Origin of the sequence: Erythrobacter sp. BLCC-B19 (assembly GCF_028621955.1) — a bacterium.
Lineage (GTDB): Bacteria > Pseudomonadota > Alphaproteobacteria > Sphingomonadales > Sphingomonadaceae > Erythrobacter.
On record NZ_CP117516.1, the window covers coordinates 3271454 to 3284071 of the forward strand.

At 66.1% G+C, this 12618-nt stretch carries 12 protein-coding genes; 6 read left to right on the forward strand and 6 right to left on the reverse strand.

The window, feature by feature from the left end; genetic code table 11:
* Positions 1-37: 37 nt before the first annotated feature.
* Together PS060_RS15385 and PS060_RS15390 are read right to left on the reverse strand one after the other, a co-directional pair.
* Positions 38-1240 carry a type III PLP-dependent enzyme gene (locus tag PS060_RS15385; RefSeq protein WP_273984390.1) on the reverse strand — a complete coding sequence of 401 codons (1203 nt, stop codon included), beginning with the start codon at positions 1238-1240 and terminating at the stop codon, positions 38-40.
* A 227-nt stretch (positions 1241-1467) separates the two neighbouring features.
* A complete protein-coding gene (locus PS060_RS15390) occupies positions 1468-2022 on the reverse strand; it encodes a LemA family protein (protein WP_273984392.1) in 555 nt (184 codons plus the stop codon).
* A 67-nt stretch (positions 2023-2089) separates the two neighbouring features.
* Here PS060_RS15390 and PS060_RS15395 point away from each other — a divergent pair, with 67 nt between their 5' ends.
* Complete coding sequence (locus PS060_RS15395) at positions 2090-3073, forward strand: DUF3137 domain-containing protein (RefSeq protein WP_273984393.1); 984 nt, start codon at positions 2090-2092, stop codon at positions 3071-3073.
* Here the strand turns inward: PS060_RS15395 and PS060_RS15400 are convergent.
* The 4 genes from PS060_RS15400 to PS060_RS15415 are packed head-to-tail and all read right to left on the reverse strand — an operon-like array spanning position 3070 to position 6467.
* The gene (locus PS060_RS15400; RefSeq protein WP_273984394.1) at positions 3070-3690 is read right to left on the reverse strand and encodes a CbrC family protein; all 621 of its coding nucleotides are present in this window, start codon (positions 3688-3690) and stop codon (positions 3070-3072) included. The two genes, PS060_RS15395 and PS060_RS15400, sit on opposite strands and share 4 nt — an antisense overlap.
* Before the next feature lie 4 nt (positions 3691-3694).
* Positions 3695-4888, reverse strand: a complete 1194-nt coding sequence (locus PS060_RS15405; RefSeq protein WP_273984395.1) for a carboxynorspermidine decarboxylase — start codon at positions 4886-4888, stop codon at positions 3695-3697.
* The gene (locus tag PS060_RS15410) at positions 4888-5241 is read right to left on the reverse strand and encodes a DMT family protein (protein WP_273984396.1); all 354 of its coding nucleotides are present in this window, start codon (positions 5239-5241) and stop codon (positions 4888-4890) included. Before PS060_RS15410 ends, PS060_RS15405 begins: the two co-directional genes overlap by 1 nt.
* A complete protein-coding gene (locus PS060_RS15415; RefSeq protein ID WP_273984397.1) occupies positions 5241-6467 on the reverse strand; it encodes a saccharopine dehydrogenase family protein in 1227 nt (408 codons plus the stop codon). The genes PS060_RS15410 and PS060_RS15415 overlap by 1 nt, the downstream gene beginning before the upstream one ends.
* A 69-nt stretch (positions 6468-6536) precedes the next feature.
* On the opposite strand from PS060_RS15415, the gene PS060_RS15420 reads away from it, so the two are divergent.
* From PS060_RS15420 to PS060_RS15440, 5 genes are all read left to right on the forward strand, one after another.
* Positions 6537-7514: a threonine ammonia-lyase gene (locus PS060_RS15420; RefSeq protein WP_273984398.1), complete on the forward strand. Its 978-nt coding sequence runs from the start codon at positions 6537-6539 to the stop codon at positions 7512-7514.
* 92 nt (positions 7515-7606) lie between these two features.
* Positions 7607-8821 carry a DUF3419 family protein gene (locus PS060_RS15425; protein ID WP_273984399.1) on the forward strand — a complete coding sequence of 405 codons (1215 nt, stop codon included), beginning with the start codon at positions 7607-7609 and terminating at the stop codon, positions 8819-8821.
* Positions 8821-9468: a class I SAM-dependent methyltransferase gene (locus PS060_RS15430; protein WP_273984400.1), complete on the forward strand. Its 648-nt coding sequence runs from the start codon at positions 8821-8823 to the stop codon at positions 9466-9468. The genes PS060_RS15425 and PS060_RS15430 overlap by 1 nt, the downstream gene beginning before the upstream one ends.
* A 60-nt stretch (positions 9469-9528) precedes the next feature.
* Entirely contained in the window at positions 9529-11043 is a 1515-nt protein-coding gene (locus tag PS060_RS15435) for an ATP-binding protein (protein WP_273984401.1), read from the forward strand.
* A gap of 81 nt (positions 11044-11124) precedes the next feature.
* On the forward strand, positions 11125-12618 hold the full coding sequence (locus tag PS060_RS15440; RefSeq protein ID WP_273984402.1) for a UxaA family hydrolase: 1494 nt from the start codon (positions 11125-11127) through the stop codon (positions 12616-12618).

The following is a 12618-nucleotide window of genomic DNA, read 5'->3' on the forward strand; positions in this document are numbered from 1 at the left end:
TGCCTGTTTGCAGGCAGCGCGGGGCCAAGACAAGGTTCTAGCGCAAGCTCACCACGTTGTCGGTCGCTTCGCGCACGCGGGTGCCGTTGAACAGGCTCATCATCGGCTCGTCCTGCACGGTGACAGCCACCGCATTGCCATAGCCGTTGAAGCCGGTCTTCATCGCTGCGCCGTAAGCGCCGAGCATCCCGATCTCGATATAGTCGCCCGCCTGAATGTCAGCCGGGAGCCGGAACGGGCCCTTCATGTAATCGGCGTCGTCACAGGTCGGCCCGTAGAAGGCGAAGTCCTCGTCCTCCTCGATCAGGTCGCTTTCCAGCGCCTTGACCGGGAACCGCCACGCGACGTGGGCGGCATCGTAGAGCGCGCCATAGGCGCCATCATTGATGTAGAGTTCCTCGCCGCGGCGCTTGTTCACCTGCACGATCATCGAGGAATACTCGGCCGACAGCGCGCGGCCGGGTTCGCACCACAGCTCGGCGTTGTAGGCGACCGGCAGCGCTTCGAAGTGCTTGGCGATGATCGCGAAGTAATCTTCCATCGGCGGCGGTTCGAGGCCCGGATAGGCGCTCGGGAAGCCCCCGCCGACGTCGATCATGTCGACCACCACCGACGCCTCGGCAATCGCCGCACGGGTGCGGTCGAGCGCCTGCACGAAGGCGAACGGGGTCATCGCCTGGCTGCCGACATGGAAGCACACGCCCAGCCAGTCGCAATGCTGGCGGGCCTGCTGGAGCAGCTGGGGCGCTTCGATCAGGTCGCAGCCGAACTTGCTGGCGAGCGAGAGCTCGGAATATTCAGAGGAGACGCGCAGGCGCACGCACAGACGCAGGTCGCGCGGGGCTTCGCCATCGTCACCGCGGCAGGCGTCGATGATCTTTTCCAGTTCCTCGGCGGAATCGAGGCTGAAGGTGCGCACACCATGCTCGATGTAAGCCTCACGGATCGCCGCCGGGGTCTTCACCGGATGCATGAAGCACAGCACCGCGTCGGGCAGAATGCCACGCACCAGCCGCACCTCGGTGATCGAGGCAACATCGAAATGGGTGACACCGGCGTCCCACAGGATCTGGATCAGATCGGGCGCGGGATTGGCCTTGACCGCATAGAGCACCTTGCCCGGAAACTTCTCGACGAAGAAACGAGCGGCGCGCCGCGCGGCGTGCGGGCGGTTGAGGATAACGGGTTCGTCCGGACGGAGGTCGCGAACTACAGCCAGTGCGTCAGGATAGATGTGCAACTCAAGGGACCCCCAAAACGGCTCTGTTGAACCATAAAACGACAAGCTGCCTTGCGGTTTGGAAGTCCCCTTGGGGCAGCGGAAGCGCGCAGATAGGGCTTTGGGGGGGGAATGCAAACGAAAAATGCGCGCCCGCGGGCCGGAATGTTGCTTTTTGAAGACACCCCCACATTCACGACTGGAATATGACGGAAATCCGCCGGTTTTCGCGGCAATCCGCGCCGCTGTCAGAACCCGATCCGGGGCACCTGATCGACCGTGCCCTGCTCGCTTGCGTCAAGCCGGTGGAAATCGGCCTCGGCGAATCCGAGCGCATTGGCAAACAGCACCGCCGGGAAGGATTCGCGCGCGGCATTGAACTGGGCGACGGCGGCATTCAGCGCGCGGCGGGCGGCAGCGAGCTTGTCCTCGACATCGGCAAGCTCGCTCTGGAGCGACTGGAAGTTGGCCGAGGCCTTGAGGTCAGGATAGGCCTCGCCCAGCGCCAGCAGATTGCCGATTGCCGATTTCAGCTGCTGCTCGCTCCCCGACGATGGTGCGCCGCTCGCCGCCGCATTGCGCGCCGCGATCACCGCTTCGAGCGTCGCCGATTCGTGGCCGGCATAGCCTTTCACCGTCTCGACCAGATTGGGGATCAGGTCATGCCGCTGGCGCAGCTGTGCATCAATGTCGGCGACACCCTGCCGCACGCTCTGCCTCAGGCCTACCAGACGGTTATAGATGCCCACCACCACAACCAGCAGGCCGACCACCACAAGACCAGCAATCCAAACGAAATTCATATCGATCCCCTTTACCTCACCCGCCTAATTGTGCTGACACTGGTTAAAGAATCGCGCGGGAGAGGCAATGCGCAGCGATATTGACGGGGTCATGGGGAGCGGGCTGGAGGCCTGGCTCGCCCAGCAGAATACCATGCGCGAGGGCGCAAAGAAGCAGGCGACCGGTCGCTGGGTGTGGGGCGCGGTGATCCTGATGCCGCTGCTTGCCTTCCTGTGGTTCAGCCCGGCGGCGCGCACCGCCTTTGCGCCGATCGCGACCTTTGGCGGGATCGGCCTTGCCGCATGGTGGGGATACCGCCCGATTTCCGCCGCCACCCATGCCATCAAGGTCGGCATCAACAGCGCCATCGCGCAGAGCTTCGGCGTATCCTATTCCGCCGAGGTCGAGCCCGGCAGCGAGTTCGAGGCGGCGCTCACCTATGGCCTCATCCCCGGCTTTGACAGGTCAAGCTTCGAGGATCGCTGGTTCGGCACCCTCGAGGGTCACGCCTTCAACCTCTATGAAGCCCATCTCGAAGACCAGCGCGGATCGGGCAAGAACCGGCGCTGGGTGACGGTGTTTCGCGGGCCGGTGATCCACATGGGCTTTGGCCGCAAGTTCCACTCGACCACCCTGCTCGAACGCGCTGGCAAGCATCGCAAGTGGCTGGGGCTCGGCGGGGCGAGCGATCATGTCAGTTTCGATGGCCACCGTCTTGACCGGGTCGATCAGGTGCACCCGACCTTCGAAGAAAGCTTCGCGCTCTATTCCGATGACAGGGTCGAGGCGCGGGTGCTGGTGCATCCTTCCTATGTCGAGCACCTCTTGAGGCTGGAAGACGCCTTCGAGGCGCAGGAGCTGCGCGCCCTGTTCAGCAAGGGCGAGGTGGTGATTGCGGTCGAGGCGGGCAACCTGTTCGAAAGCGGAGGCATGAACCCCGCCGCCGACCGCGAAAACGCCGCCCGCGCCCAGCGCCAGTTCGGCGCGCTGGCGGGGCTGGCGCTGGCGATCAACCAGAATGAGCGCGGGCGGGTGATCGAACCGGGGCCGCAGTCGCCGGTCGACCTCTAATCCGGGTCGAACACCGCGCGCCAGACCTCGCCTTCGACCTGCCGGAACAGCAGGATATTGGCGCAGGGAAAGCAGTCCTCCCCCTCGTTCGCCGCACGCATCGCGGCAAGCGCCTGGGGCACGTATTTCCAGCGCTCCTCGTCGCCATAGCCCATGAAGGCCATTGGCAGGCCATCATGCACGGGCCATGCGAAGGGATTGAAGGTGGCAAAGCCGGGGGTGCGCTGCTGCACTTCGGCGACCAGCGGGTCGCGCCAGTCGAGCGCTTCAACCTCTGCGTCGTGAAGGCTGAAATGTGCCTCGTTCAGGAACTTCGCCAGCCCGCCATCGGCGATGCATTGCGCACAGGCCGTGGGCTGATCCTGCCGTGCGGTGTAGATGACGCCCGTAAAGGCGTGAATGTCGCGCATCCCGCAGGCATGGCACGGCCCAATCTCGCGGCGGAACACGTCCTCTCCCTCCGCGCCAAGCGTATAGGCACCGGGGAAGAAGCGGAAATGGGGCTGCGCAAACGCCTGCGAGGGTGCGGTCGCCGGGTCGAACACCGGAAGCGGCGGCGGAGGCGCGGCCGGGGCGGGCGCACTGCCCTTGCCCAGCAGCCTGCGCAGCCAGTCCATCGCCTCAGCTCAGCCGGTCGCGGAAATCGGCGTAATCGAACCGCTTGATGCAATCGAGCGCGTCGGTCTCTGAATCCCACATCCAGATCGACGGGAGAGCCACCCCGTTGAAGGTGTTGGTCTTGACCATCGAATAATGCGCCTGATCGAGAAACGCGAAGCGCGCGCCCGGCTCGGCGGCGACAGGCAGGCAGTAATCGCCGATCACATCGCCCGCGAGGCAGGAGGGGCCGCCAAGGCGTATCGGGATGAGGTCGGGATCGGTCAGCTCACCCAGCATCGCCGGGCGATAGGGTGCCTCAAGCACATCGGGCATATGGCAGGTGGCGCTGATGTCGGTGATCCCGACCGGCATCTCGTTGAAATGGGTGTCGAGCAGCGTGCCGACGAGAATCCCGGCATCCAATGCCACAGCCTCGCCCGGTTCAAGGATGATCTGGCAGCCGGTGTCCTCGGCCGCATCGCGCAGGAATTCGACCAGTTCATCACGCTGGTAATCGGCGCGGGTGATGTGGTGGCCGCCGCCCATGTTGATCCACTTCAATTGATCGAAGTAGGGCTCGATCACGTCGAACACCCGGTCCCAGGTGGCTTTCAAAGGCTCGAAATCCTGTTCGCACAGGTTGTGGAAGTGGATGCCCTCCACCCCCTCCATGTGCTCCTCGGTCAGCTGGTCGAGCGGGAAGCCGAGGCGCGATCCGGGGGCGCTGGGGTCATACTTGGCGACCTCGCCGGTGGGCACCTGCGGGTTGATGCGCAGGCCCACGCTGACCGGCGCGCCGTTGGCGGCGGCCTGCTCCAGAATCAACCGCGCGCGTTGCAGCTGATAGGGCGAGTTGAAAATCACGTGGTCGGAGAGGCGGCAGATCTCCTCCAGCTCTTCAGGCTTGAAGGCGGCGGAGTAGGTCGCGATCTCGCCGTCGTAGAACTCGGAGGCCAGCCGCGCTTCCCACAGGCCGCTGGTGGAGACGCCGTCGAGATATTCCCCGATGATGGGCGCAGCCGACCACATCGAGAACGCCTTCAGCGCGCAGAACACCTTGATGTCTGCGCCATCGGCCGCAGCGGCATCGCGCACGGCGGCCAGCGTCCGGCAATTGGCGCGCAGCTTCGCGGCATCGACCACGAAAGCAGGGCTATCGACGCGCGACAGATCGAAATGGGCAAAGGCGCCCGGATCACCGGCTTTGGTCTGCATCAGCCGAGCGGGCTCTTGAAGATCATGAATGCGCCTCCTGCAATGAGCGCGAAACCAAGAAGCTGGCTCGGGCCCGGCGTCTGTCCGAACAGCGCCCAAGCCACCAGCACGAATGCGCCGAGAGATAAGACCTCCTGAATGGTCTTCAACTCGGCGAGGGAATAGTGCGCGATGCCGATGCGGTTGGCCGGAACCGCCAGCGTATATTCGAACAGCGCGATACCCCAGGCCGCTCCGATTGCCGCCAGCATCCCCCATGAGGGATGCTTGAGATGCCAGTACCACGCGACGTTCATGATCAGCGCCGAGGCCGCCAGCAGGGCAATCGGGAGAATGGCCGGGGTGCCGCCCATCAGAAGCTGACCGGCCCGTCCAGTTCCTCGACCGTCCACGGCAGGCCATGCGCGTTCAGCATCGCCATGAAGGGATCGGGATCGAGCTGTTCGATGTTGAACACGCCCTCGCCCCGCCAATGCCCCTCGACCATCATCGCCGCGCCGATCATCGCGGGCACCCCGGTGGTGTAGCTGACCGCCTGATTGCCGGTTTCCTCATAGGCGGCTTCGTGCGAGCAGATGTTCTTGATGTAGAACGTCTTCTCGCCCGATCCGTCGAGCGCTTCACCGGTCGCGATCACGCCGATATTGGTGTTGCCCTTGGTGGTCTCGCCCAGCGTTTCGGGCTTGGGGAGCACGGCGGCAAGGAATTGCAGCGGGATGATCTCGCGGCCCTGATACTTCACCGGCTCAATCGAGGTCATGCCGACGTTCTGGAGCACGGTGAGGTGGGTGATGTACTGATCGCCGAAGGTCATCCAGAAGCGCGCGCGCTCAAGCTCGGGGACGAACTTGGCGAGGCTTTCCAGCTCCTCGTGATACATCAGGTACATATTCTTCGGCCCGACCGCTTCGAAGTCGAAGCCGACCTTGGTGGACATGGCAGGGGTCTCGACCCACTCGCCGTTCTCCCAGTGACGCGCGGGGGCGGTCACTTCGCGGATGTTGATTTCCGGGTTGAAGTTGGTGGCGAAATGCTGGCCGTGGTCGCCGCCGTTGCAGTCGAGAATGTCGAGCTGGCGGATGGTCTTGAGCTTGTGCTTCTTGAGCCACATGGTGAAGACCGAGGTGACACCCGGATCGAAGCCGCTGCCCAGCAGCGCCATCAGGCCGGCGTCCTTGTAACGCTCCTGATAGGCCCACTGCCACTTGTATTCGAACTTGGCCTCGTCCTTGGGCTCGTAGTTCGCGGTGTCGAGGTAATCGACGCCCGCCTCAAGGCAGGCGTCCATGATCGGCAGATCCTGATAGGGCAGCGCGAGGTTCACCACGAGGCCCGCACCGGTTTCGCGGATCAGGCGCACCATTGCGGGGACTTCTTCCGCGTCGATTTCATAGGTGGCGATGTCGCGCCCGCAGCGCTCCTTCACCGAAGCCGCGATCGCATCGCACTTCGACTTGGTGCGGCTGGCGAGGTGGATTTCGGGGAAGATGTTCGGGTTGAACGCCATCTTGTGGACGCACACCGAGCTGACGCCGCCCGCACCGATGACGAGAACGGTGCGGGATTTTGCTGCCGACATGATAGGAACCTTTCGTGAAGCGATGCGAATCTTGCGCAGCGCCTTAGTCCAATGCGCGATAGGGGACAAATGATCCAAGCTGATATGAAAATGCCGACCACCCAAGGCGTACGCGCGGCAGCCGAAGCGGTGGCCGCCATCCTGCCCCCCACCCCGCTGCTCCCGGTCGAAATCGGCGGCGTGGAGGCATGGGTCAAGGCCGAGGTGCTGCAACCCGTCGGCGCCTTCAAGATCAGGGGCGCGTGGTGGCGATTGTCCTCGCTCACGCCGGAGGAACGCGCAGGCGGCGTTGTGGCGGTGTCATCGGGCAACCATGCGCAGGGCGTGGCATGGGCAGCGCGGCGGCTGGGCATCGCTGCGGCGATTGTGATGCCGCATGATGCGCCGCAAGTGAAACTCGCCAACACCCGCGCACTGGGAGCCGAGGTGGTGCTCTACCAGCGCGCCCCCAAAGAACAGGGGGGCGAAGACCGCGACGCCGTGGCCGCCGGGCTGATCGCCGAGCGCGGCGGCACGCTGGTCCATGCTTTCGGCGATCCGTGGGTGATCGAGGGGCAAGGCAGCGCCGCCATCGAAATCGCCGCGCAACTGGGCCGCGCGCCCAGCCGCATCATCGCCTGTTGCGGCGGCGGCGGTCTGGCGGCGGGGCTCGCCCTCGGCGCACCGGACAGCGCGATCCATGCCGTGGAGCCAGTCGGCTGGGACATGGTCGGGCAGGCGATGGCGACGGGCGAACTCGTGGCGGCCGCGCCGGATGCACCGAAGACCATCTGCGACGCGCTTCAGCCGCTCGCCACCAAGCCAATCAACCTTGCCGTCCTCAAGGGCCGCGCCGAACCCGGCGTCACGGTCACCGACGACGAGGTGCGCGCTGCCCAGCGCTTCGCTTTTGCTCACCTGCGGCTCGTGGTCGAACCCGGCGGCGCGGCGGCGCTGGCAGCGGCGCTGGCCGGCAAGGTGCCGGTGGACGAAGGCACCGTCATCATGCTCACCGGCGGCAATGCCGATCCGGCAGCCTATGCGGCAACGATTGCGGGCGCGGACTGACCCCCTCCCCTGTTCGCCCCTGTGGAAAGCGTCACACGACCGACACGCTAGGGCCATATTGCGCACCTGACCTTACGAAAGGGCAGGCGGACATGGCGACACGGGCAAAGCGGATCATCGAGGATGCGGTGGTGCGCAAGGATGCAGGGCTCGGCGACAAGCTGCTCGACAAGGCCTTTGCGCTGGCTTTCAAAGGGCTGGTCTATGCCCAGATCTGGGAAGACCCGGTGGTCGACATGGAAGGCCTCGCGATCCAGCCCGACAGCCGCCTCATGTGCATTGCCAGCGGCAGTTGCAACGCGCTGTCCTATCTGACGGCAAACCCGGCGCAGGTCACGGCTGTCGATCTGAACCGCGCCCATGTCGCGCTGGGGCGGCTCAAGATCGCCGCAATCCGCCACCTGCCCAGTTACGAGCGTTTCCACCGCTTCTTCGCCCATGCCGATCACAAGGAGAACGCCGAGGTCTATCGCGCGATGATCGCGCCGCATCTCGACGGGACAAGCCGCGCCTATTGGGAGCAACGCGACATCCGCGGGCGGCGGCGCATCAGCTATTTCACGCGCGGCATCTATCGCAAGGGATTGCTGGGCAATTTCATTGGCCTCGCGCACGTTTTTGCGAGGCTTTACAAGATCGATCTCGCCAAGGTGCTGGAGGCACAGACGCTGGAAGAGCAGCGCGACGTGTTCGAACGCGAGCTGGCACCGGTGTTCGAGAAGCGCTTCATCCGCTGGCTGACCGATCAGCCCGCCGCGCTGTTCGGGCTCGGCATTCCGCCTGCGCAGTTCACCCATCTCGCGGGCGATGAACGCATGGCCGAGGTGCTGCGACGGCGGCTGGAAAAGCTCGCCTGCGACTTTGCCGTCAAGGACAACTACTTCGCGTGGCAGGCCTTCGGGCGCGGTTACAGCCGGGGCGAGGATGCAGCCCTGCCGCCCTATCTCCAGCGCGCCAACTGGGAGGCGATGAAGGCGCGGATTGACCGGCTGGAGGTGACCCGCGCCAACATGGTCGACTGGATCGGCGCGCGCGAGGAGGCGAGCATGGATCGCTTCGTGCTGCTCGATGCGCAGGACTGGATGAACAACCAGCAACTGGATGACCTGTGGGCGCGCATCACCCGCGCCAGCCGCCCTGGGGCGCGCGTGCTGTTCCGCACCGCTGCCGAGCCGAGCCTGCTGCCGGGGCGGCTTGATGATGCGATCCTGTCGAAGTGGCGTTACCTTGAAGAGACGTCCGCCGACCTTACCCGCCGCGATCGGTCGTCGATCTATGGCGGCGTGCACGTTTACGAGCTGGCCTGATGGCGGGCGCATCCGGGCACGCTGCGCTGATGGACGAGGTCTATCGCGGGCAGCGCCATATCTATGATTTTACGCGCAAATATTACCTCTTTGGGCGTGACACATTGATCGCAGGGCTGGAGGCGCGGCCGGGGATGCGGGTGCTGGAAGTCGCCTGCGGCACCGGGCGCAACCTCGCCAAGATCGGCCGGCGCTGGCCGGGGACGGCGCTGTTCGGGCTCGATATTTCGGCCGAAATGCTCAAGAGCGCCCGCGCGGCGCTGGGCGATGCGGCGCGGCTGGGCGCGGGCGATGCCTGCACCTTCGATCCCGTCACTCTGCTGGGCGAACCCGCGTTCGACCGGATTATCCTCTCCTATTCCTTGTCGATGATCCCCGATTGGCAAGGCGCGCTGGATCATGCGGCAGGCTGCCTTGCGCCGGGTGGGCAGCTGCACGTGGTCGATTTCGGCGACCTTCAAGACCTGCCAAGTGCTGCGCAGTCGCTGCTTCGACGCTGGTTGGCGATGTTTCACGTGGAACAACGCGCCGCTTTGCCCGAGGTCGCGGCCCGGATCGCCGCGGCGCGCGGGCTGTTGCTGGAAAGCCGGCGCGGGCCGCTGGGCTATTACGCCATCCACGTTCTTGCCGCCCCTGTCGTGCCGTAACGCTGGATAACCCGCGCAAGCGGCTTTGCCTCGCGCGCCAGCCTGCCTAAGCCCCGTGGCGTGAGCACGCTAATCGACATCGGCCAGGACGGCGCCCGCAATCGGGTCGCGATCGACCTTGAGGAGCTGCTGGCCACCCGCCTGCTGGTGCAGGGCAACTCAGGCTCGGGAAAATCGCATCTTTTGCGGCGTTTGCTGGAGGAGTGCGCCGGGCAGGTGCAGCAGGTGGTGATCGACCCGGAAGGCGATTTCGTGACGCTGGCCGATGCCTTCGGCCACGTGGTGATCGACGGTGCAGCCTATTCGGCGCGCGAGATCGAAGCGCTCGCCGCCCGCGTCCGGCAGCACCGCGCCTCGGTGGTGCTGGCGCTCGATGAGTTGGAGGTCGAGCAGCAGATCCGCTGCGCTGCCTTGTTCTTGACCGCCCTGTTCGATGCCCCGCGCGAGCACTGGTATCCCGCGCTGGTGGTGGTTGACGAAGCCCAGATGTTCGCCCCTGCGGCCGCCGGCGAAATGAGCGACGACACCCGCCGCCTCACCCTTTCGGCGATGACCAACCTGATGTGCCGCGGGCGCAAGCGCGGCCTTGCCGGGATCGTCGCCACCCAGCGGCTTGCCAAGCTCGCCAAGAATGTCGCGGCCGAAGCCAGCAACTTCCTGATGGGGCGCACCTTTCTCGATATCGACATGCAGCGCGCGGCCGATCTGCTGGGCATGGACCGGCGCCAGGCCGAACGCATCCGCGACCTGCAACGCGGGCAGTTCCTCGGCCTTGGCCCGGCGGTCAGCCGCAAGCCGGTCGCAGTCAATGTCGGCCCGGTGCGCACCGGCGGGCGCGGCGGCGGGAGCGGGCTGCTGCCCCTGCCCGAAGCCGCCGGGCAGGATATGGAAGCCCTGCTGACCGATCGTCTTGCCGAAGCGGCGAGCGATCCGGCGGTGCGCCGCTATCAGCCGCCTGCGCGCGCCGTGGTCAATCTCGACGAGGCGTTGAGCGCCCTCCCCCTGCCGCCCGCCGCGCCCGCACCGGCCTCAGAGCCGGAGCCGGAGCCAGAGCAGGAGCCGCAAGCTGTCGCCGCGCCCGCCCCCGTCGCGCCCCCTCCTCCCGCCGGCACGATCGCCGATGTCGTGCGCGATCTGGCGGCGAGCGAGGGCGCGACCTTCCGCCCTGCCCCGGCGCTGTTCCGCGATTTCGCGATCCGCTGCCGCCAGCAGGGCATCGCCAGCGCCCATGTCGACGTCGCCCGCTTCCGCCGCCTGTTCGCCTGCGAGATCGGCGGCCTCGCGCGGCTCGAAGGCAGCGCACGCGCCGAGGTCGAGGCGATTATCGCGCGGGTCGAGGACGATGTGCTCGCCCCCTTCCTCGCGCTTGCGGTGGCCGAAGTGCTGGGGGAACCGATGCCGGACGAGGAAGAACTCGGGCGTCTCTATGGCAGCGCCTCGCCCAGCCGCATCCGCCGCCTGCTCGATCATCTGGAACGCAGCGGGCTGATTGTGGTGCGCGAGGAATTCGGCGGGGAGCGGGTGGTCACGGTGCCGGGCCTTGCCGCAGCAGCGGCGCAAAGCCGGGCGGCCTAGGCACGCGCTTGATGCGTGCGGTTCGGTCTGGTAACCGGTGTCAAGAATGGCTCCAATGACCAGCAAGGCAAGCCGTATCCCATGCCTGACCCCGCCCCGCCCGCCCTGCTGTGCCACGCTGCCGACAGTGTCGGGATTGCGCTGACGGGGCTTGCTGCTGGAGAGGTTGTCGCACCGGGCGGCCATGCCTGCCGTCTGGTCGACCCAATTCCGGCAGGGCACAAATTTGCGCTGCGCGCTCACGCAAGGGGCGAGCCCGTGCGACGCTATGGCGAGGTAATCGGCCATGCCACTTGCGCGATTGCACCGGGGACGCACGTTCACAGCCACAATCTTGCGACCAACCTGACGGGCGAGCGCAGCTATGCCTATGGCGGCGCGCCCGCCCTGCCGCTTGCCGCAGCGCCCCTGCCCGCATGGCGAGGCTATCGGCGCGAGGATGGCCGCTTTGCCACGCGCAACGAAATCTGGCTCCTGCCCACGGTCGGCTGCGTCGCCCCACTCGCAGAAATGGCCGCGCGCGAGGCGAGCGCGCGCCATGCCGGGCGCGTCGATGCGATCGCGGGCTTCGGACACCCGCATGGCTGCTCGCAATTGGGCGATGACCTTTCTGGTACGCGTGCAGCGCTTGCCGCCTTGTGCGACAACCCCAATGCGGGCGGCGTGGTGCTGATCGGGCTGGGGTGCGAGAGCAACCAGCTCGATGCGCTGATCGCAGCCGTGCCCGCGCGCAGCCGCGCCAAGATCCGCACCCTGCGCGCGCAGGACGAGGGCGACGAGCTGGCCGCGGTCATGGCGCTGGTTGACGATCTGGTCGATGCGCTGGCACCGCTCCAGCGCAGCGATGCCCCGGCATCGGCGCTCACGGTCGGGCTGAAATGCGGCGGATCGGATGCGCTGTCTGGCCTTACCGCAAACCCGCTGCTCGGCCGCTTTTCCGAGCGTTTGGCCGCCAGCAATGGCCGCTTGATCCTGACCGAGATTCCCGAGATTTTCGGGGCTGAGGACGCCCTGCTGGCCCGTGCAACTTCACCTGAGGTGTTTGCCGCAGCGGGCGATCTCATCAATCGGTTCAAGCGGCACTATCTCGATGCCGGATTGCCGGTGTCGGAGAACCCTTCCCCCGGCAATATCGCGGGCGGGATCACGACGCTGGAGGAGAAGTCGCTCGGCGCCGTGCAGAAGGCGGGCGCTGCGCCGCTGGCCGATGTCATCGCCTATGGCGAGACGGCGCAGGCGGCAGGCGTGACCTTGCTGGAGGCACCGGGGAACGATGCGGTCTCCTCCACGGCGCTGGCGGCAGCAGGGGCAACCATGATCCTGTTCACGACCGGGCGCGGCACCCCTCTGGGGTTCCCGGTGCCGACAGTGAAGGTCGCCTCCAATTCCGCACTCGCAGCCGCAAAGCCGGGGTGGATCGATTTCGATGCAGGCGTGCTGCTCGAACAGCCGCCCGAAGCTGTGCTGGAGGCCTTTTCCAACCGTCTGCTGGCGATCGCCAGCGGCGAGGCCACAGCGGCCGAGCGCGCCGGGCAACGGGTGATCGCGCTGTGGAAGCGCGGCGTGACGCTCTAG

Coding starts and splice junctions, on each gene's coding strand:
- PS060_RS15415 (WP_273984397.1), bottom strand. CDS start 6,467: ATGTCGGCAGCAAAATCCCGCACCGTTCTCGTCATCGGTGCGGGCGGC.
- PS060_RS15440 (WP_273984402.1), top strand. CDS start 11,125: ATGCCTGACCCCGCCCCGCCCGCCCTGCTGTGCCACGCTGCCGACAGT.
- PS060_RS15405 (WP_273984395.1), bottom strand. CDS start 4,888: ATGCAGACCAAAGCCGGTGATCCGGGCGCCTTTGCCCATTTCGATCTG.
- PS060_RS15425 (WP_273984399.1), top strand. CDS start 7,607: ATGGCGACACGGGCAAAGCGGATCATCGAGGATGCGGTGGTGCGCAAG.
- PS060_RS15390 (WP_273984392.1), bottom strand. CDS start 2,022: ATGAATTTCGTTTGGATTGCTGGTCTTGTGGTGGTCGGCCTGCTGGTT.
- PS060_RS15430 (WP_273984400.1), top strand. CDS start 8,821: ATGGCGGGCGCATCCGGGCACGCTGCGCTGATGGACGAGGTCTATCGC.
- PS060_RS15395 (WP_273984393.1), top strand. CDS start 2,090: ATGCGCAGCGATATTGACGGGGTCATGGGGAGCGGGCTGGAGGCCTGG.
- PS060_RS15410 (WP_273984396.1), bottom strand. CDS start 5,241: ATGGGCGGCACCCCGGCCATTCTCCCGATTGCCCTGCTGGCGGCCTCG.
- PS060_RS15420 (WP_273984398.1), top strand. CDS start 6,537: ATGATCCAAGCTGATATGAAAATGCCGACCACCCAAGGCGTACGCGCG.
- PS060_RS15400 (WP_273984394.1), bottom strand. CDS start 3,690: ATGGACTGGCTGCGCAGGCTGCTGGGCAAGGGCAGTGCGCCCGCCCCG.